Consider the following 15,230-nt stretch of genomic DNA (forward strand, 5'->3'; position numbering starts at 1 on the left):
AACGCGCGTCGCCGCATCACGATAAGGATGACTGATGACTTCCGCCATGATCGAGCGGGCTGGATCCGCACGTCCCTGCCGCGTGCGCACGCTGCTCGCCGCAGCGGTCAGCGTCGCACTGTCGGCCTGTGCATTCGCACCCGGCATGCAGATGAGCGCCCCGCCCGCCACCACCGGCGGCCAGGCCGCCGGACACGCAAACGCCAACGGGAGTGCCCTTCCGTTCCGGATCACGACGATCGATGCCAGCCTGATTCGCCAGCTCGACGCACAGGCCGTGCAGCAGCAGAACCTGCCGCCCGGCCCGCCGACAGCCGCGCCCGGCGCTTACCGCCTCGGCCCCGGCGACGTGCTGCAGATCACCGTCTGGGATCACCCCGAACTCGCTGCCGCACAAGGCGCCGCGCAGCAGAACGCGCCGCGCGCGGCCGACCCGGTCGCCGGCTTCGTCGTCGATCCGCACGGCAACGTGGCGTTCCCGTTCGCCGGCAGCGTGCCGGTCGCCGGTCTCACGGCCGACGCCGCGCAGGCCCGTATCGCCGCCGCGCTGTCGCGCGTCTATCGCAATCCGCAAGTGACGCTGCGCGTCGCGTCGTTCCGCTCGCAGCAGGTCTATATCGACGGCGAAGTCCGCACGCCGGGTGCACAGCCCGTCAACGACGTGCCGATGACGCTCTACGAAGCGCTCGGCCGCGCGGGCGGGCTCGGCACGGCCGCCGACCAGAGCCGCATGACGCTCGTGCGCAACGGCGTGTCCTATCCGCTCGACCTGACGCGCATGCTGCGCGACGGCCGCAATCCGGCCGACGTCGTGCTGTCGGCCGGCGACCTGCTGCACGTGCCGGCGCGCAGCGACTACGGCGTGTACGTGATGGGCGAGGTGAACAAGCCGTCGCTCGCGCTGCCGCTGCGCGACGGCCGGCTGACGCTGTCCGACGCGCTGTCGCAGGCCGGCAGCGTAAACGCGAATACCGCCGACGCCGCGCAGATGTTCGTGATTCGCGGCTCGCAGACGGGCGACCCGCAGGTGTTCCACCTCGACGCGCGCTCGCCGGTGTCGATGGTGCTCGCCAACCAGTTCGCGCTGCAACCGAAGGACATCGTCTACGTCGACGGCAACGGCCTGGTGCGCTTCAGCCGCGTGCTGAGCCTGCTGCTGCCTGGCGTCAGCACCAGCGCCGCCGCGGCGCTCGCCGTCAAATGAGCGCCATCGCCACGCTGCTCGTCGTGTGCGTCGGCAACGTCTGCCGCAGCCCGATGGCGCAGGCGCTGCTCGGCGCACGCCTGCCCGAGGTCGACGTGCAGTCGGCCGGCATCGGCGCACTCGACGGCCACCCCGCCGACCCGCACGCCATCGACCTGATGCGCGAGCGCGGCCTCGACCTCGCCCCGCACCGCGCACGCCAAGTGTCGTCCCGGCAAGTCGTGCGCGCCGACCTGATCCTGACGATGGATCTCGAGCAGAAGCGCTGGCTCGAACGCCGCCACCCGTTCCTGTGCGGCCGCGTGTTCCGGCTCGGCGGCGCCGCTCGTGGCTTCGACATCCCCGACCCGTATCTCGGCCCGCGCGCGTCGTTCGAACACAGCCTGCGGCTCATCGAGCGCGGCGTCGACGCGTGGTGCGCGCGCATTGCGCCGGCCGCCGGCCCCTCCAACCCGCTTTCCGGACCGAATCGATGACCTCTTCCGTTTCCCGCGAGCGATCGCACGATCGCGACGCCGAGCTCGACCTCGCCGGTGTCGTCGACGTGCTCGCCGCCCAACGCTGGCTGATCGCGCTGGCAACCGCCGCCTGCGTCGGCGCCGGCACGCTGTACGCGTTTCTCGCGCCGCCGCAATACCAGGCCGACATCCTGCTCCAGGTCGAGGACAGCGGCGACACGTCCGCCGCGAAAAGCATGCTCGGCGACGTGTCGTCGCTGTTCGACATCAAGTCGAGCGCGGCGGCCGAAGCGCAGATTCTCGCGTCGCGGCTCGTCGTCACGCGTGTCGTCGACGAATTGCGCAGCTACATCGTCGTGCAGCCGAAGCGCTTTCCGCTGGTCGGCAATTTCGTGTCGCGCTTCAACACCGGCCTCGCGCACCCGGGCCTCCTCGGTTTCGGCGGTTACGCATGGGGCGAGGAAGCGATCGGGGTCGCGCGCTTCGACGTGCCGAGGCCGCTCGAAGGCGAGCGCTTCGAACTGACGCTGCTCGACGGCCAGCGCTACCGGCTGACCGGGCCCGCACTGCCGTCGGACGTCACCGGCCGCATCGGGCACTTGGAAACCTTCCCGACCAAGAACGGCCCGATCGCACTCGACGTCGCGCACATCGACGCGAATCCGGCCACCCGCTTCACGCTCGTGCGCGAATCGCGTGCCGAGACGATCGACGCGCTGCGACGCGGCCTCGAGGTCCAGGAAAAGATCAAGCAGTCGGGCATGATCGTCGCGACGCTGCGCGGCCCCGATCCGCACCGGATCCAGTCGCAGCTTCAGGCGGTCGCGAACCACTACGTGCGCCAGCACATCGAGCGCAAGTCCGCCGACGCGGCGCAGTCGCTCGCGTTCCTCAACGCACAGCTGCCCGTGCTCAAGCGCCAGCTGCAGGAAGCGGAACAGCGCTACACCGACATGCGCAACGCGAACGGCACGATCGACCTGACCGAGGAAGCGAAGCTGATCCTGCAGCAGACGGCCGACGCGACAACGCGCCGCCTCGAGCTGCAGCAAAAGCGCGACGAGATGGCCACGCGCTTTGCACCGGGCCACCCCGACATGGTCGCGCTCGACGCGCAGATCGCCACGCTCGGCCGCGAGCAGCGCGGCTTCGAGCATCAGGTGCGACGGCTGCCCGACCTGCAGCAGAACGCCGTGCGGCTGATGCTCGACGTGAAGGTCGACACCGATCTCTATACGGCGCTGCTCGCGAACACGCAGCAGCTCGAACTGGTGAAGGCCGGCAAGACCGGCAGCGTGCGGCTGGTCGATACGGCGATCGTGCCCGAGGATCCGGTACGCCCGAGGCGGCCCGTCGTGATCGCGGCGGCCGCGCTGATCGGGCTCGCGTTCGGCATCGCGCTCGCCTTTGCGCGCGACTTCCTGTTCGGCGGCATCCGCCATGCGGACGAGATCGAACGGCATCTCGACATCGACGTCTACGCAACGATTCCCGACTCGGCGGCCCAGCGGCAGATGGCGCGGCGCATCGCGCAGCATGCACCGGGGCCCAACCTGCTGAGCGCGCGGCACCCGCACGATCCGGCCGTGGAAAGCCTGCGGAGCCTGCGCACCGCGCTGCGCTTCGCGATGCAGGGCGCGCGCAACAACGTGCTGCTGCTGACCGGCCCTGCGCCGGGCGCGGGCAAGTCGTTCGTCGCCGCCAACTTCGCGGCGCTGCTCACGGCCAATGGCGAGCGCGTACTGCTCGTCGACGGCGACCTGCGCAAGGGCCACCTGCACGAATCGTTCGGTGTCCCGCGCGAGCGCGGCTTCGCCGAGCTGCTGTCGGGCACGGCTGCGCCGGCCGACGTGATCTGCCGCGACGTGGTGCCGCGCCTCGACTTCATCCCGACCGGCGCAGTGCCCGCGCATCCGTCCGAGCTGCTTGACGACGCGCGCGTGGCCGAACTGCTCGGCTTGCTGTCGGCCCACTACGACGTCGTCGTGATCGACGCGGCACCGATTCTCGCGGTGACCGACGCGGTCACGCTCGGCCGCCATGCCGGCACCGTGCTGCTCACGGCGCGCGCCGCCTCGACACGCGTCGCCGAACTGGACGAATCCGTGCGGCGTCTCGCGCACAACGGCGTCGCCGCGAGCGGCGTGCTGCTCAACGGCATCGATCCGCACGTCGGCCGGTACAGCTCGCGCTACGGCGCCTATCGCTATAAGCAGTACCGTTACGCGCCGACGCGTTGCGGCCTGGCATCGTCGGTCGGCCGCATGCTGCGCGCGCTCGTGTCCCGCCGCCGGGGAGAGCCGCGATGAGCGATACCCGTCACCTCGAACGCGTCGCGATACGCGATACGGCGCCGTCGAGCGCTTCCGCCACGACCGAATTTCGCGCCCGGCCTGCCCCGGCCCGTGCGGCGCGCCTGCGCATCGCGCTCGTCGTCGAAGCCGCAGGCGGCGGCGTGGCCGTCCATCTCGCCGACCTGATCGACGGACTGGGCGCCACCGACGGCATCGAACTGCACCTGATCGTGCCGCACGGCCCGCGCTTCGACGCGACGATCCTCGATGCGCGCGTGCTGTCGCGCTGCGCCAGCGTGCATGCGGTGCCGATGCAGCGCGCGGTCGGCTGGCGCGACGCGCTCGCGGTCGCCCACGTCTATCGCCACCTGCTGCGCATCCGCCCCGACATCGTGCACAGCCACAGCTCGAAAGCCGGCGCGATCGCGCGCCTGTGCTCGGGGCCGTGGCGGCAGGTGTATACGCCGCATGCGGTCTATACGCTCAACCCGACCCTGGGCGCGCGCCAGCGCCGTTTCTACGGAACGGTCGAGCGGCTGCTCGGCCGCCTGTGCACGCACCGGATCGTCGCCGTCTCGCATGACGAGGCCCAACACCTGAACGAAACGCTCGGCATCCCTGCCGCGCGGATCGAGACGATCGTCAACGGCGTCCGGCCGCCCGCACCGATACCGCGCGAAGCGGCACGACGTGCGCTCGGTATCGCGCGCGATGCACGCGTCGTCGGCTTCGTCGGGCGCTTCGACCATCAGAAAGGCATCGACCGTCTCGTGCGAATCGCGCGCGGCGTGTATCGCCAATGCGGCCGCACCGTGCAGATCGTCGCAATCGGTTCCGGCGACTTCATCGCGGCGGCCGGCGACGAGGCCGACGATCTGCCGCCGAATCTTCACGTCGTCGGCCGCGTGAACCACGCGAGCCGCTATTTCTCCGCATTCGACCTGTTCGCGTTGCCGAGCCGCTACGAAGGCTTTCCATACGTATGCCTCGAAGCGATGGCTGCGCGCGTGCCGATCGTCGCCACGCAGGTGTCCGGCGCGACCGAGCTGATCGACGCGCACGGCATCGGCGTCGTCGTGCCGAACGAAGACGACACGACGCGCTTCGCCCGCGCGATCGTCGCGCTTGCCGGCGATCCGGCCGCATGCGACGCGATGCGAGCGAACTGCGCGGCGGCCTTCGGTCACTTCTCGGCCGAGACGATGGTCGCGCACACGCTCGACCTCTATCACACCCTTTCCCGACGAGGCCCGGCATGACGCGCCCCATTCACGTCGCGCTGCTGCACGCTTACAGCGCCCGCAACTCCGGTGACGGCCTGCTGGTCGACCTGTCCGTCGACTTGCTCCGGGAGGCCTTCGGCGATGCCGTCCGCGTGTCGATCGTCGCGGCCGATCCGGCCTCGTTCCCGGCGTACGACGACGTATGCGCTGCCCCTGTGCTCGCGGAACGCGGCACCCACCGGCTGGTCGGTGCGGCCGCTGCCGCGCTGCCCGTGCGAATCAATGGCCGGTTGAAAGCACTGCGCAGCCTGCTCGACGAAGTCGACCTGATCGTCGGCGTCGGCGGCGGCTACCTGCGCGCACGCACGGCCATCGAAGCGCTCAAGCTCGAAGCCGGCCACCTGCTGCAAATGCGGGCCGCGCGCGTCTCCGGCAAGCCCGCCGTCTATCTGCCGCAAAGCATCGGCCCGGTGCTGTCCTCGAGCGCCGTCGGAACGCATCTGCAATCGCTGCTCGGCGCGTTCGATTCGGTATTCGTGCGCGACGACCGTTCCGCCGCCTTCCTCGCCGCGAATCCCAATACGCGGCGTGCACCCGATCTCGCCGTGCTCGACTTCGGGCATCGCAGCGAGGCCATCCTTCGGCACGCCCTGCCGACGAGCGATACCGCCCGCCATGTCGCGTTCGTGCTGCGTCGCGCCCCCGCCTGGAGCGCGAAGCGACGCGCACGCTACGACGCGTCGATCGCGCGGCTGGTCGAGCAGGTACGCGCGACGTGCCGGGTCAGCTTTGCGGTGCAAAGCACGGGACGCGGCAACGACGATCCCGCGTACTACCGCGGCCTCGGCATCCAGGAACCGCTGACGCCGCTCAAGACGCTCCTCGAAGCCGACCGGCCGGACCTCACGGTATCCGTTCGCCTGCACGGCGCGCTCGAATCTATCCTGCACGGCGTACCCGCCTTCCACGTCAGCTACGAGCGCAAGGGCTTCGGCGCGTATGCGGACATGAAGCTCGGCGACTGGGTCGTCAACGGTGCGGATTTCGATCCGGCGCGCGTCTGCCGGACGATCCTCGCCCCCGGCGCGACCGAGGCGTTCTGGCATGCCGCGCAGGGCGGCTTTGCGCGCATCCGTGCCGCACGCGCACGCGTGATCGACACGTTGCGCGCGGCCCATCGTGACCATTGCGGCTCCGACATCGAAACGCACGCCGAAGCCGACGAGGTCGCGCCATGCTGATACGCCTGCTCCTGCGCAGCCTGGCGCTCGGCCTGAAATTCGCGCTCGCGATCATCGTCGCGCGCACGCTCGGCTTCGACGCGGTCGCCGCGTACGGGCTCGCGGTCGCCGCCGCGGTGATCGCCTCGAAACTGCTCGGCCTCGGCTTCAGCCCCGAACTCAACCGGCGGCTCAGCGAATCCGATCCGCTGCCCGCGTTCGGCGCGATGCGCACGCTCTGCATCGCGTACGGCGGGCTCTACCTGTTGCTCGTCGCGACGCTCGCCATTGCGACGGCCCACGGCGACGCAGCCCTGCTCGCCCGCCTCGGCCTGCCGACGCGGCTCGCGTGGTGCGTGCTGCTCGTCGCGCTGTCCGAGCATGCGGCATTCGAAGCGAATGGCTGGCTGTTCTCGCTGCATCGCCCGCGCGTCGGCTCGCTGCTGCTGTTCGTGCGGACCGGCGCGTGGGCCGGCATCGCGGGAGCGGGGTTGCTGGTCGGCATTCTGCGGTCGATCGAATCGGTTTTCGCGCTGTGGTTCGCGGCCAATGCGTGCGTCGTCGCGCTTTCGCTGTGGCGTATCGGCGCGGTTGCGCGCCCGGCGTGCGGGAGCCCGCGGGCCGCTCGCGCACCGGCCGTGCGCGAGCGCGGTGTGCTGTCGGTCTGGCGGCACGGGTTGCCGTTCTACGTGGGAGGTATCGTCCTCTCGTCGCTGCAATACGCGGAGCGATTCGTCGGCGGCGAGCACCTGAGCGCCGATGCACTCGGCCGGTACGTGTTCGCGTGGTCGATCGCCAATGCGATCCAGGCGCTCGCGTTCTCGACCGTCGTCGTGGCGGCAGGCCCGCGCTTCGTGCGCGTGCTGGCCGACGCGCCGCGCACGTTCTCCCGGCTCGTCGTGCGCGCGACGGTAGCCAGCGTGGTCGTCACCTCGATCGTGGCGGCCGCGATCGTCGCGCTGCATCGCGACCTGTTCGCGCTCGCGCACGCGCCGGGGGACACCGGCCAGTTCGCGCTGCTCGCGATACTGCTCGTGTCGTTCGTGCTGCGCGGCGCGGCGGACGTGCTGTGGACGGCCGCGATCGCGCTGCGTACCGGCTTCGTCGTGATGGTATCGATGATTACGCTCGCGCTGTCGTATCTGCCGCTTGCGTCGAGCCTGATCGTCCACGCCGGCGCGCTGGGGGCGGCCATCGCCCATCTCACGGCAAGCGCCGGCATCGTCGCCGCGCTGGCGCTGATCGTCGCGCGCACCGGGCGGTCGCGTGCGGCCGCAAGCACGGAGGCTGCCCCGCATGCTGCGTAACCTGATTGCCGGCGGCCCGGCACTGAGCCGCGGCGTGACGCGCGCCGTCGGCGCGATGATCGTGTTCGTCTACTGGATCGTCTACGCCAAGGCCGGCACGTTCCTGCCCGAGTTCGTGTTCCGCGACGCGGAGAAGATCCAGAGCCAGATCGGCGGCGGCAGCACCTACGAGGGCACGTCGTTCGACGCGATCGCGAAATTCTATGCGCTGCTCGGCCCGGCCGGCGCGTCGCTGTTCGTTGCCGCAATCGGCACGGCGTTCATCTGGCGGATCGTCGGCGAGAGCCGCCGCCTCGGGTCGCTGGCCGCGACCGTCGTGCTGCTCGCGCCTTGCGTGTTCTTCAACCTGTTCGTCGCCAGCAAGGACACGCTCGTCGTGCTGATTGCGCTCGTGCTGGCACGTATCGCGCAGCGTCGCTCGACCGCCTGGACCTTCGTGGCCGTCGTTGCGCTCTATGCCGGCTACGCCGCCGTCGTGCGCAGCTACTTTGCGCTGATTCTCGCGATCGCGCTGGCCGCGTTCCTGTTCCGGCACGTGTCGTCGCGCGGCAAGACGTTGCTGATCGGCGCGGCCGCGATCGCGCTGTTCCTGCTGCCGCCGGACGTGTACTACCTGCTCCAGCACCCTCGCGACATGGCGGCCGACTATCTCGCCTATGGCTCGCCGTTCGGCGCGCGCACGAGCTTCTACAACCCGTTCACGCCCGATTCGTTCATCGCCTTTTGCGCGAACTATGCGTACGCGGTGCTGCGGTTGAACCTGCCGCTGCTGTTCGACATCGGCCCGAAGGAACTCGCGATGCAACTGTTCGTGTGGATCGCGCTGGCCGCCGTGTGGCGTCGTGCACGGCATGGCACGCATCCGGCCCACGACCTGCTCGCCTGCGTCGTCATCGGTCACGTCGCCGTTTCGATGCTGTTCGAACCCGATCTCGGCAGCTATACGCGCCATCTTTCCAGTGTCGCCCTGCTGTGCGCGCTTCAGTTCGCGGGATTCGACTCGCGTGCCGGCCGACACCGGCCGAAGCGCGATCCCGCGACGAAGGGCACGCGGCAACCAGGCGTTCCTGCCACGTCGAATCTCGCCCGCACGCAACACAAGACCATCACCCGCTGAACCCGACATGCAGACCATCCCCCTCCATTCCGGCATATTCCGGAATCTTCAGTGCGCGCGCGCCTTCGCGGCGCTCGCCGTCGTCGGCTATCACATGGGCGTGCTTCCGTTCGGGCAGGCCGGCGTCGACATATTCTTCGTCATCAGCGGCTTCATCATGTCCGTCGTCGCGCCGCGCGAGGGGCGCGACTTCCTGCGCAGGCGCCTGATCCGGATCGTGCCGCTCTACTGGCTGACCACGCTCGGCGTGTTCGCGATCGCGATCATGAAACCCCAATGGCTGAATTCGACGACGGCCGGCCTCGGCTATCTCGTCAAGTCGCTGCTTTTCGTGCCGTACGTGAAGGAGAACGGCCATTGGGGGCCGCTGAACCTCAACGGCTGGACGCTCGAGTACGAGATGCTGTTCTACCTCGTCATCGCCGGATCGATGTGGTTCGTCCGCGCGCGCCATGCAACGACGTTCGCGGCGCTCGCGCTTGCGCTGTTCTGCGCGTACGTGGCCGCCGGCGGCCCGGCAGGCGACGTCGCGACTCATCTCGGCCAGCCGTTCGTGCTCGAATTCGGGCTTGGCGTGCTCGCCAGCCGCCTGCTGGAAACGGGCATCGCCGCCCGTCTTCCGCGCTTCGCGTGGCTCACGGCGGCCGCGGCAGCGCTCGCGACGATACCGCTCGCCGCCACCCTGTCCGGTATCCCGGCGGGCTTTGAGCGTGTGTTCTGGTGGGGCGTGCCGGCCTGTGTACTGATCGTCGCCGCGGTCGCGCTCGACCTGCGGGGCTGGACCATCGGGAGCGCGATGCTCGCCCGTCTCGGCGATGCGAGCTATTCGATCTATTTGCTGCATCCGTATGTGATCGGCGCTGCGAGCAAGATCGTCGGCGTGCGCCTCGATGCCGGCACGGGGCTGGGCCTGGCGGCCGTGCTCGCGACGCTGGCCGTCGTCTGCGCATGCGGCTGTGCCTGTCATGCGTGGATCGAACGGCCGATGCTTGCTGCGTTGAAGCGATGGCTGCCACCGACGCGTCGTGCATCGGCGTCTTGAACGCCGATCCGATTGCATCGAATAATCTGACAAAAATGAATAAAGGGAACGAGCCACTCGTACTTGTTCCATATTCATCTCCGGAACCATTTCGTACCATCGTCGGCATCTCAAACGGCCGAAGCGAGAGACCACGCGTCGGCCGAACAGCACAACCGATCGAGGCCGAAAATCCCCTTCATCCGCTCCCTCGACGCCGAGCCCGGGACGCCCCCGATGCAGGCGCCAGTACCCGCTTTTCTTCCCGCCAAGCGAGCGGCCATGCGCCGTGCCCGCCAGTTCCTCCGCTTCGAACCCATCGCCGAAAGGCGATCAGGCCGGTTACGCATCGTGTGCCTGGCCGGCCTCGCGCTATCGCTTCACGGTATCGCCCATGCGCAAGCCCAGGTGCCGAATGCGGGACAGTCGCTGCGCGATGTCGAGACACTCCGCCCGACACTGCCCGCTCCCACCGAGCCCGATCTCGCGATGCCGCCACCCGACGAAGCGCCTTCGCCTGCCACGGCTGAGGGCCCACGCATTCCGGTCAGCGCATTTGCCATCGAAGGCAATGCGGCCATTCCCGCCGCACGGCTCGACGCACTACTCGTCGATCTTGTCGGCCGCGAGCTGAGCTTCGGCGATCTTCAACAGGCCGCCGGGAGAATCACGACGTACTACCGCGAACACGGCTACGTGCTCGCCCGCGCCTATCTGCCTCGCCAGGACATCGAACACGGCGTCGTGCGCATCGCCGTCGTCGAAGGCCGCTACGGGCAGCTCGAGCTGCACAACCGCACACGCGTAATGGATCGCGCGCTGCGTCAGCCGCTTGCGTCGCTGCAGCCCGGGGAGATCGTCAGCGGCAACCGTCTCGAGCGCAGCCTCATGCTGCTGAACGAGATGCCCGGCGTCGATGCGAAGGGCACGCTGCGGCCCGGCGCCGACCCCGGCACGACCGATCTCGTGATCGATGCCGAACGCAGTCGCTTCGCCACCGGCTCGGTCGAATTCGACAACTTCGGCGATCCGCTGACCGGCCGCTACCGCGCGACGGGCAGCATCGACGTCAACGCGCCGCTGCGCCTGGGTGACCGCTTCTCGCTGCGCGGCCTGACGAGCAATACGAACCAGCGCTACTACCGCGCGTCGTATCAGGTGCCGGTCGGACCCGCGTCCACGCGCGTCGGTATCGCGTATTCCGACATGAACTACCGGATCGGCGGCAGCCTGAAGGAGCTTCGCTACCACGGCGGAGCGGACGTCCGCTCCGCGTTCGTCACGCAGCCGCTGGTGCGCAACCGGCGCACCAGCGTCGATGCCCAGGTGACCTACGAAAACAAGCACTTGCGCGACGTGTACGGCGTATTCGACGTGGTCAGCGACAAGACCGTCGATCTGTGGTCGTTCGGCGTGAGCGGCAACCGCCAGGACGATTTCGGCGGCGGCGGCCGCACCGGCTTCTCCGCGACCGTCGGCATCGGGCATTTGAGCAGCAATGATCCGCTCGATATGAACTACTACGTCCATACCCTCGGGCAGTTCGCGAAACTGAACATCAACGCGCTGCGGCTGCAGGCGCTCGGTTCGCGATTCCAGCTCTACACGCAATTCAGTGCGCAACTGTCGTCGCGCAACCTCGACTCTTCGGAAAAATTCAATCTCGGCGGACCGTATGGCGTGCGCGCGTTCGCACTCGGCGCCGGCAGCGGCGACCAGGGCTGGCAGGCCACCGCCGAACTGCGCTATCTGGTCGCGCCCGGCTGGCAACTGAGCACGTTCGCCGACACGGGCCGCATCCAGCTCAGCAAGCAGCGCTGGTCGCGCGAACGCAATACCGTGCAATTGTCGTCGCTCGGTATCGGCGCGAGCTGGTACGGCTCGCGTCATCAAGTCAGCGTCACCGCCGCGCTGCCGGTCGGCTACACCGATCAGGTCGCGTCGCCCACGCGCTCACCGAGTGTCTGGCTGCAGGCCGCCCAGTATTTCTGAGCGGCATACGACGAGCGGCCCGCCGGGCATGGCAAGGCCGTAAGTAGCGCGGGCAGCGTAGTTGCTCGCACTGTCGGAAGCGTGCAAGTCACACGTTTCCGTCTTAGCCGTTTCGTTAGGTATACGTACCAATGCGAAACGATACTCCAGTACTTTTTCCACAGGAAAGAAACATGAACAAGACCTACGCACTGGTCTGGAACCAGACCCAGGGATGCTGGAGCGCGGTCGGGGAAACCGCACGCCGCCGTGCCAAGCCCGGCAGCGCCAAGCGCGCCGCCGCCGCACTCTCGCTGCTCGGCGTCGTCAGCCTGCCCGCCTTCGCGCTGCCCTCCGGCGAGAACATCACCGCCGGCAAGGCCGATATCCTGCGCGACGCAGACGGCAAGTCGATGCTCATCAACCAGCACACCGACAAGCTGATCACCAACTGGAACGACTTCAACATCGCCGGCGGCGAGCGCGTGTCGTTCTATCAACCCGGCACCACGTCGATCGCGCTGAACCGCGTGGTCGGCAACAACGGCAGCCAGATTCACGGCCAGCTCGACGCCAACGGCAAGGTCTTCCTCGTCAACCCGAACGGCGTGCTGTTCGGCTCCGGCGCACAGATCAACGTCGGCGGCCTCGTCGCTTCCACGCAGAACATCGCCGACGCCGATTTCCTCGCCGGCAACTACCGCTTCTCGGGTAACTCCACCGCCTCCATCGTCAACGACGGCCGCATCACCGCCGCCGACGGCGGCAGCGTCGCGCTGCTCGGCGCGCGTGTGTCCAACAACGGCGTGATCCAGGCGAAGATGGGCCGCGTCGCACTCGGCGCCGGCAACACGTTCAAGGTCAACTTCGACGGCAACGACATGCTCAGCCTGCAGGTCGAAGGCGGCGCGGTCGATGCGCAGGCCACCAACGGCGGTCTGCTGAAGGCCGACGGCGGTGAAGTACTGATGACCGCGCGTGCGGTGGGCGACCTGCTCAATGCCGTGGTGAACAACACCGGCACGATCGAAGCCAAGGGCCTCGCCAGCCGCGCCGGCAAGATCACGCTCGATGGCGGCACCGTCCTCGTCGGCGGCAAGCTCGACGCGAGCGCAGCCGAAGCCGACGCACCGGCCGGCTCGATTCTCACTCGCGGCGAACAGGTTCGCGTTGCACGCGGCACGACGGTCGACACGCGCGCAGGCAATACCGCCGGCACCTGGACCATCGAAGCCGCCAACGCGGGCGTTGCGAACAACAACGCAGACAGCCTTGATCCGGCCGGCACATCGATCGACGGCGACACGCTGTCGAACAACCTCGGCACCACCAACGTCGCGCTGACCGACACGCACGGCGACCTGAGGGTCGGCGGCCCGGTCGCATGGAACAGCGATCGCTCGCTCACGCTCACGTCGCGGAAGGGCAACGTCGATCTGCAGCAAACGGTGTCCGCCGCCGGCGCGAACGCGAGCCTGAACGTCAACGCCGCCGACAAGATCCGCATCAACGATGCGGTCAAGCTCACCGGCCGCAACGCGCACCTCGAGTTCGATTCGAAGAACGGCCATACGGTGAACAACGGTGCTGCCGTCACGCTGTCCGGTGACAACGCGTCGTTCCGTTCGAACGGCGAGGACTACAAGGTGCTCCATACCCTCGCCGACCTGCGTAACGTCGATGCGAACCTCGGCGGCCGCTACGTGATCGGCAACACGATCGACGGCGCGAACGCGAACTTCCGCAGCATCGGCGGCAGCGGCACGTTCACCGGCGTATTCGACGGCCTCGGCAACACGATCAGCCGCCTGTCGATCACCAACACCGGCACGAACGTCGGCCTGTTCGGGCAAAGCACCGGCTACCTTGCGAACCTGACGCTCGATTCGCTGACGGTCGACGGCACGTCGGCCGCCGGCGCACGGTTCGTCGGCGGCCTCGTCGGCGACAACATGAGCGGACGCATCACCAATGTCGCCGCGAAAAACATGAGCGTCGCGTATAACGGGAAGGAAGTGGTCATGATGGGCGGCCTCGTCGGCCGGAACCTCGGCACGATTGATCGCGCGAACTTTTCCGGGCGCGTCGCGGGTACCGGGAACACGCTTTCCGTCGGCGGCCTGGTCGGCGCCAACGCCGGCACGATCGCCGACAGCACGGCTTCCGGCGACGTCACCTTGTCCGGCCGCACCGTCTTCCCCTTCGATGGCCCCTACAGCCCTGAACTCCAGAGCGCCGGCGGGCTCGTCGGCATGAACGATGGCCTGATCGTTCGCTCGTCGAGTCGCGGGCGCGTGTCCGGCCGCGAGAATACGAGCACCGGCGGCTTTGTCGGCGTCAACTTCGGCACGATTCGCGACGCGTCGGCCAACGCCACGGTCACGGCAGGCAAGGGCAGCTATGTCGGCGGCTTTGCCGGCAAAATCCGGGACAGCGGCACGATCGCAAACGCGTCCGCATCCGGCCTGGTTTCGGCCAACGGCGCACTCGCCATCGGTGGCTTCATCGGCGACAACGCAAGCGGCACGCTGGACGGAGTGAAATCGGACGGCGACGTCACGGATCTTGCCAGCGGCCATGTCGGCGGCCTGGCGGGCAGGAACGGCGGCACGATTCGCAACGCGTATGCAGCGGCCACGGTAACCGCCGGCCGCAACAGTCATGCAGGCGGGCTCGTCGGCACGAACCTGGGCACCGTATCGAACGCAAGCGCGCATGGCCCGGTCCGTGCAGGCGACGCGAGCGATGTCGGCGGACTCGTCGGCCTGAACACGGGGGTGGTGGACACCGTGCAAGCCACCGGGAACGTGACGGCCGGTAACAACAGCCGCGTCGGCGGACTGGTCGGCACGAACCAAGGCGACCGCGCAATCGTGCGCCAAGCGGAAGCGACCGGCAATGTCACGGCGAACTTATCGACCGTCGGCGGCTTGGTGGGGCTGAACGATCAGGGTGCTGTCATCGACAACACGTTGTCCACCGGCACGATTGCTGGCACCTATGCGTCCCTGGGCGGCCTCGTCGGCGAAAACGCCGGCACGATCCGCGCGTCGAAGTCGAGCAGCCGTATCGATCCCGCATCGACGATTTACGGTGGGCGTTCCTGGGGCACCCTGGTCGGGTACAACAACAACACCGGCAGCATCGAAACCAGCTCGGTTGAAGGTGCCGCCCAACCGTATTACATGGTCGGTATGAGTATCGGCAAGATCAACGGGCAATGGTATTACGGTCCCGTCGCTCGATAAGGGCTAGTTGAACCCGTTGGGGTCGGCACAACAGCGCTCGCTCGTTTCGAGCGGGCGCCAAAAAAACAACGGCCGGCGACTTCATCGAAGCCGCCGGCCCCTGAGCGGCGGTATCGGGCAGATGACGCCTGGCAGTCACGGCCAGGTCACGATCCTCGTGCGCTTGA

Annotated in this window: 10 protein-coding genes; all 10 read left to right on the forward strand. The window is 68.3% G+C overall.

From position 1 onward, the window contains the following. The first annotated feature begins 34 nt into the window (after positions 1-34). Positions 35-1,204 (forward strand): polysaccharide biosynthesis/export family protein, encoded by a 1,170-nt coding sequence (locus tag C5O79_RS25905; RefSeq protein WP_122474727.1) that lies wholly within the window; start codon positions 35-37, stop codon positions 1,202-1,204. Continuing rightward, positions 1,201-1,680, forward strand: coding sequence for a low molecular weight protein-tyrosine-phosphatase (locus tag C5O79_RS25910; RefSeq protein WP_122474726.1), 480 nt, complete (start codon positions 1,201-1,203; stop codon positions 1,678-1,680). Before C5O79_RS25905 ends, C5O79_RS25910 begins: the two co-directional genes overlap by 4 nt. Then, positions 1,677-3,971, forward strand: coding sequence for a polysaccharide biosynthesis tyrosine autokinase (locus tag C5O79_RS25915; protein WP_122474725.1), 2,295 nt, complete (start codon positions 1,677-1,679; stop codon positions 3,969-3,971). The genes C5O79_RS25910 and C5O79_RS25915 overlap by 4 nt, the downstream gene beginning before the upstream one ends. Further along, entirely contained in the window at positions 3,968-5,215 is a 1,248-nt protein-coding gene (locus tag C5O79_RS25920; protein ID WP_131931848.1) for a glycosyltransferase family 4 protein, read from the forward strand. The genes C5O79_RS25915 and C5O79_RS25920 overlap by 4 nt, the downstream gene beginning before the upstream one ends. Then, positions 5,212-6,420, forward strand: a complete 1,209-nt coding sequence (locus C5O79_RS25925) for a polysaccharide pyruvyl transferase family protein (RefSeq protein ID WP_122474723.1) — start codon at positions 5,212-5,214, stop codon at positions 6,418-6,420. The genes C5O79_RS25920 and C5O79_RS25925 overlap by 4 nt, the downstream gene beginning before the upstream one ends. Continuing rightward, a complete protein-coding gene (locus C5O79_RS25930) occupies positions 6,414-7,706 on the forward strand; it encodes an oligosaccharide flippase family protein (RefSeq protein ID WP_122474722.1) in 1,293 nt (430 codons plus the stop codon). The genes C5O79_RS25925 and C5O79_RS25930 overlap by 7 nt, the downstream gene beginning before the upstream one ends. Then, a complete protein-coding gene (locus C5O79_RS25935; RefSeq protein WP_236862361.1) occupies positions 7,696-8,823 on the forward strand; it encodes a hypothetical protein in 1,128 nt (375 codons plus the stop codon). The genes C5O79_RS25930 and C5O79_RS25935 overlap by 11 nt, the downstream gene beginning before the upstream one ends. 7 nt (positions 8,824-8,830) lie before the next feature. Next, the gene (locus C5O79_RS25940; protein WP_122474721.1) at positions 8,831-9,865 is read left to right on the forward strand and encodes an acyltransferase; all 1,035 of its coding nucleotides are present in this window, start codon (positions 8,831-8,833) and stop codon (positions 9,863-9,865) included. Positions 9,866-10,126: 261 nt separating this feature from the next. After that, a complete protein-coding gene (locus C5O79_RS25945) occupies positions 10,127-11,836 on the forward strand; it encodes a ShlB/FhaC/HecB family hemolysin secretion/activation protein (RefSeq protein ID WP_122474720.1) in 1,710 nt (569 codons plus the stop codon). Positions 11,837-12,009: 173 nt separating this feature from the next. Beyond that, positions 12,010-15,063, forward strand: coding sequence for a GLUG motif-containing protein (locus C5O79_RS25950; protein ID WP_122474719.1), 3,054 nt, complete (start codon positions 12,010-12,012; stop codon positions 15,061-15,063). The last annotated feature ends 167 nt before the right edge of the window (positions 15,064-15,230 follow it).

Source organism: Burkholderia sp. SRS-25 (assembly GCF_004343765.1).
GTDB classification, from domain to species: Bacteria; Pseudomonadota; Gammaproteobacteria; order Burkholderiales; family Burkholderiaceae; genus Burkholderia; species Burkholderia contaminans.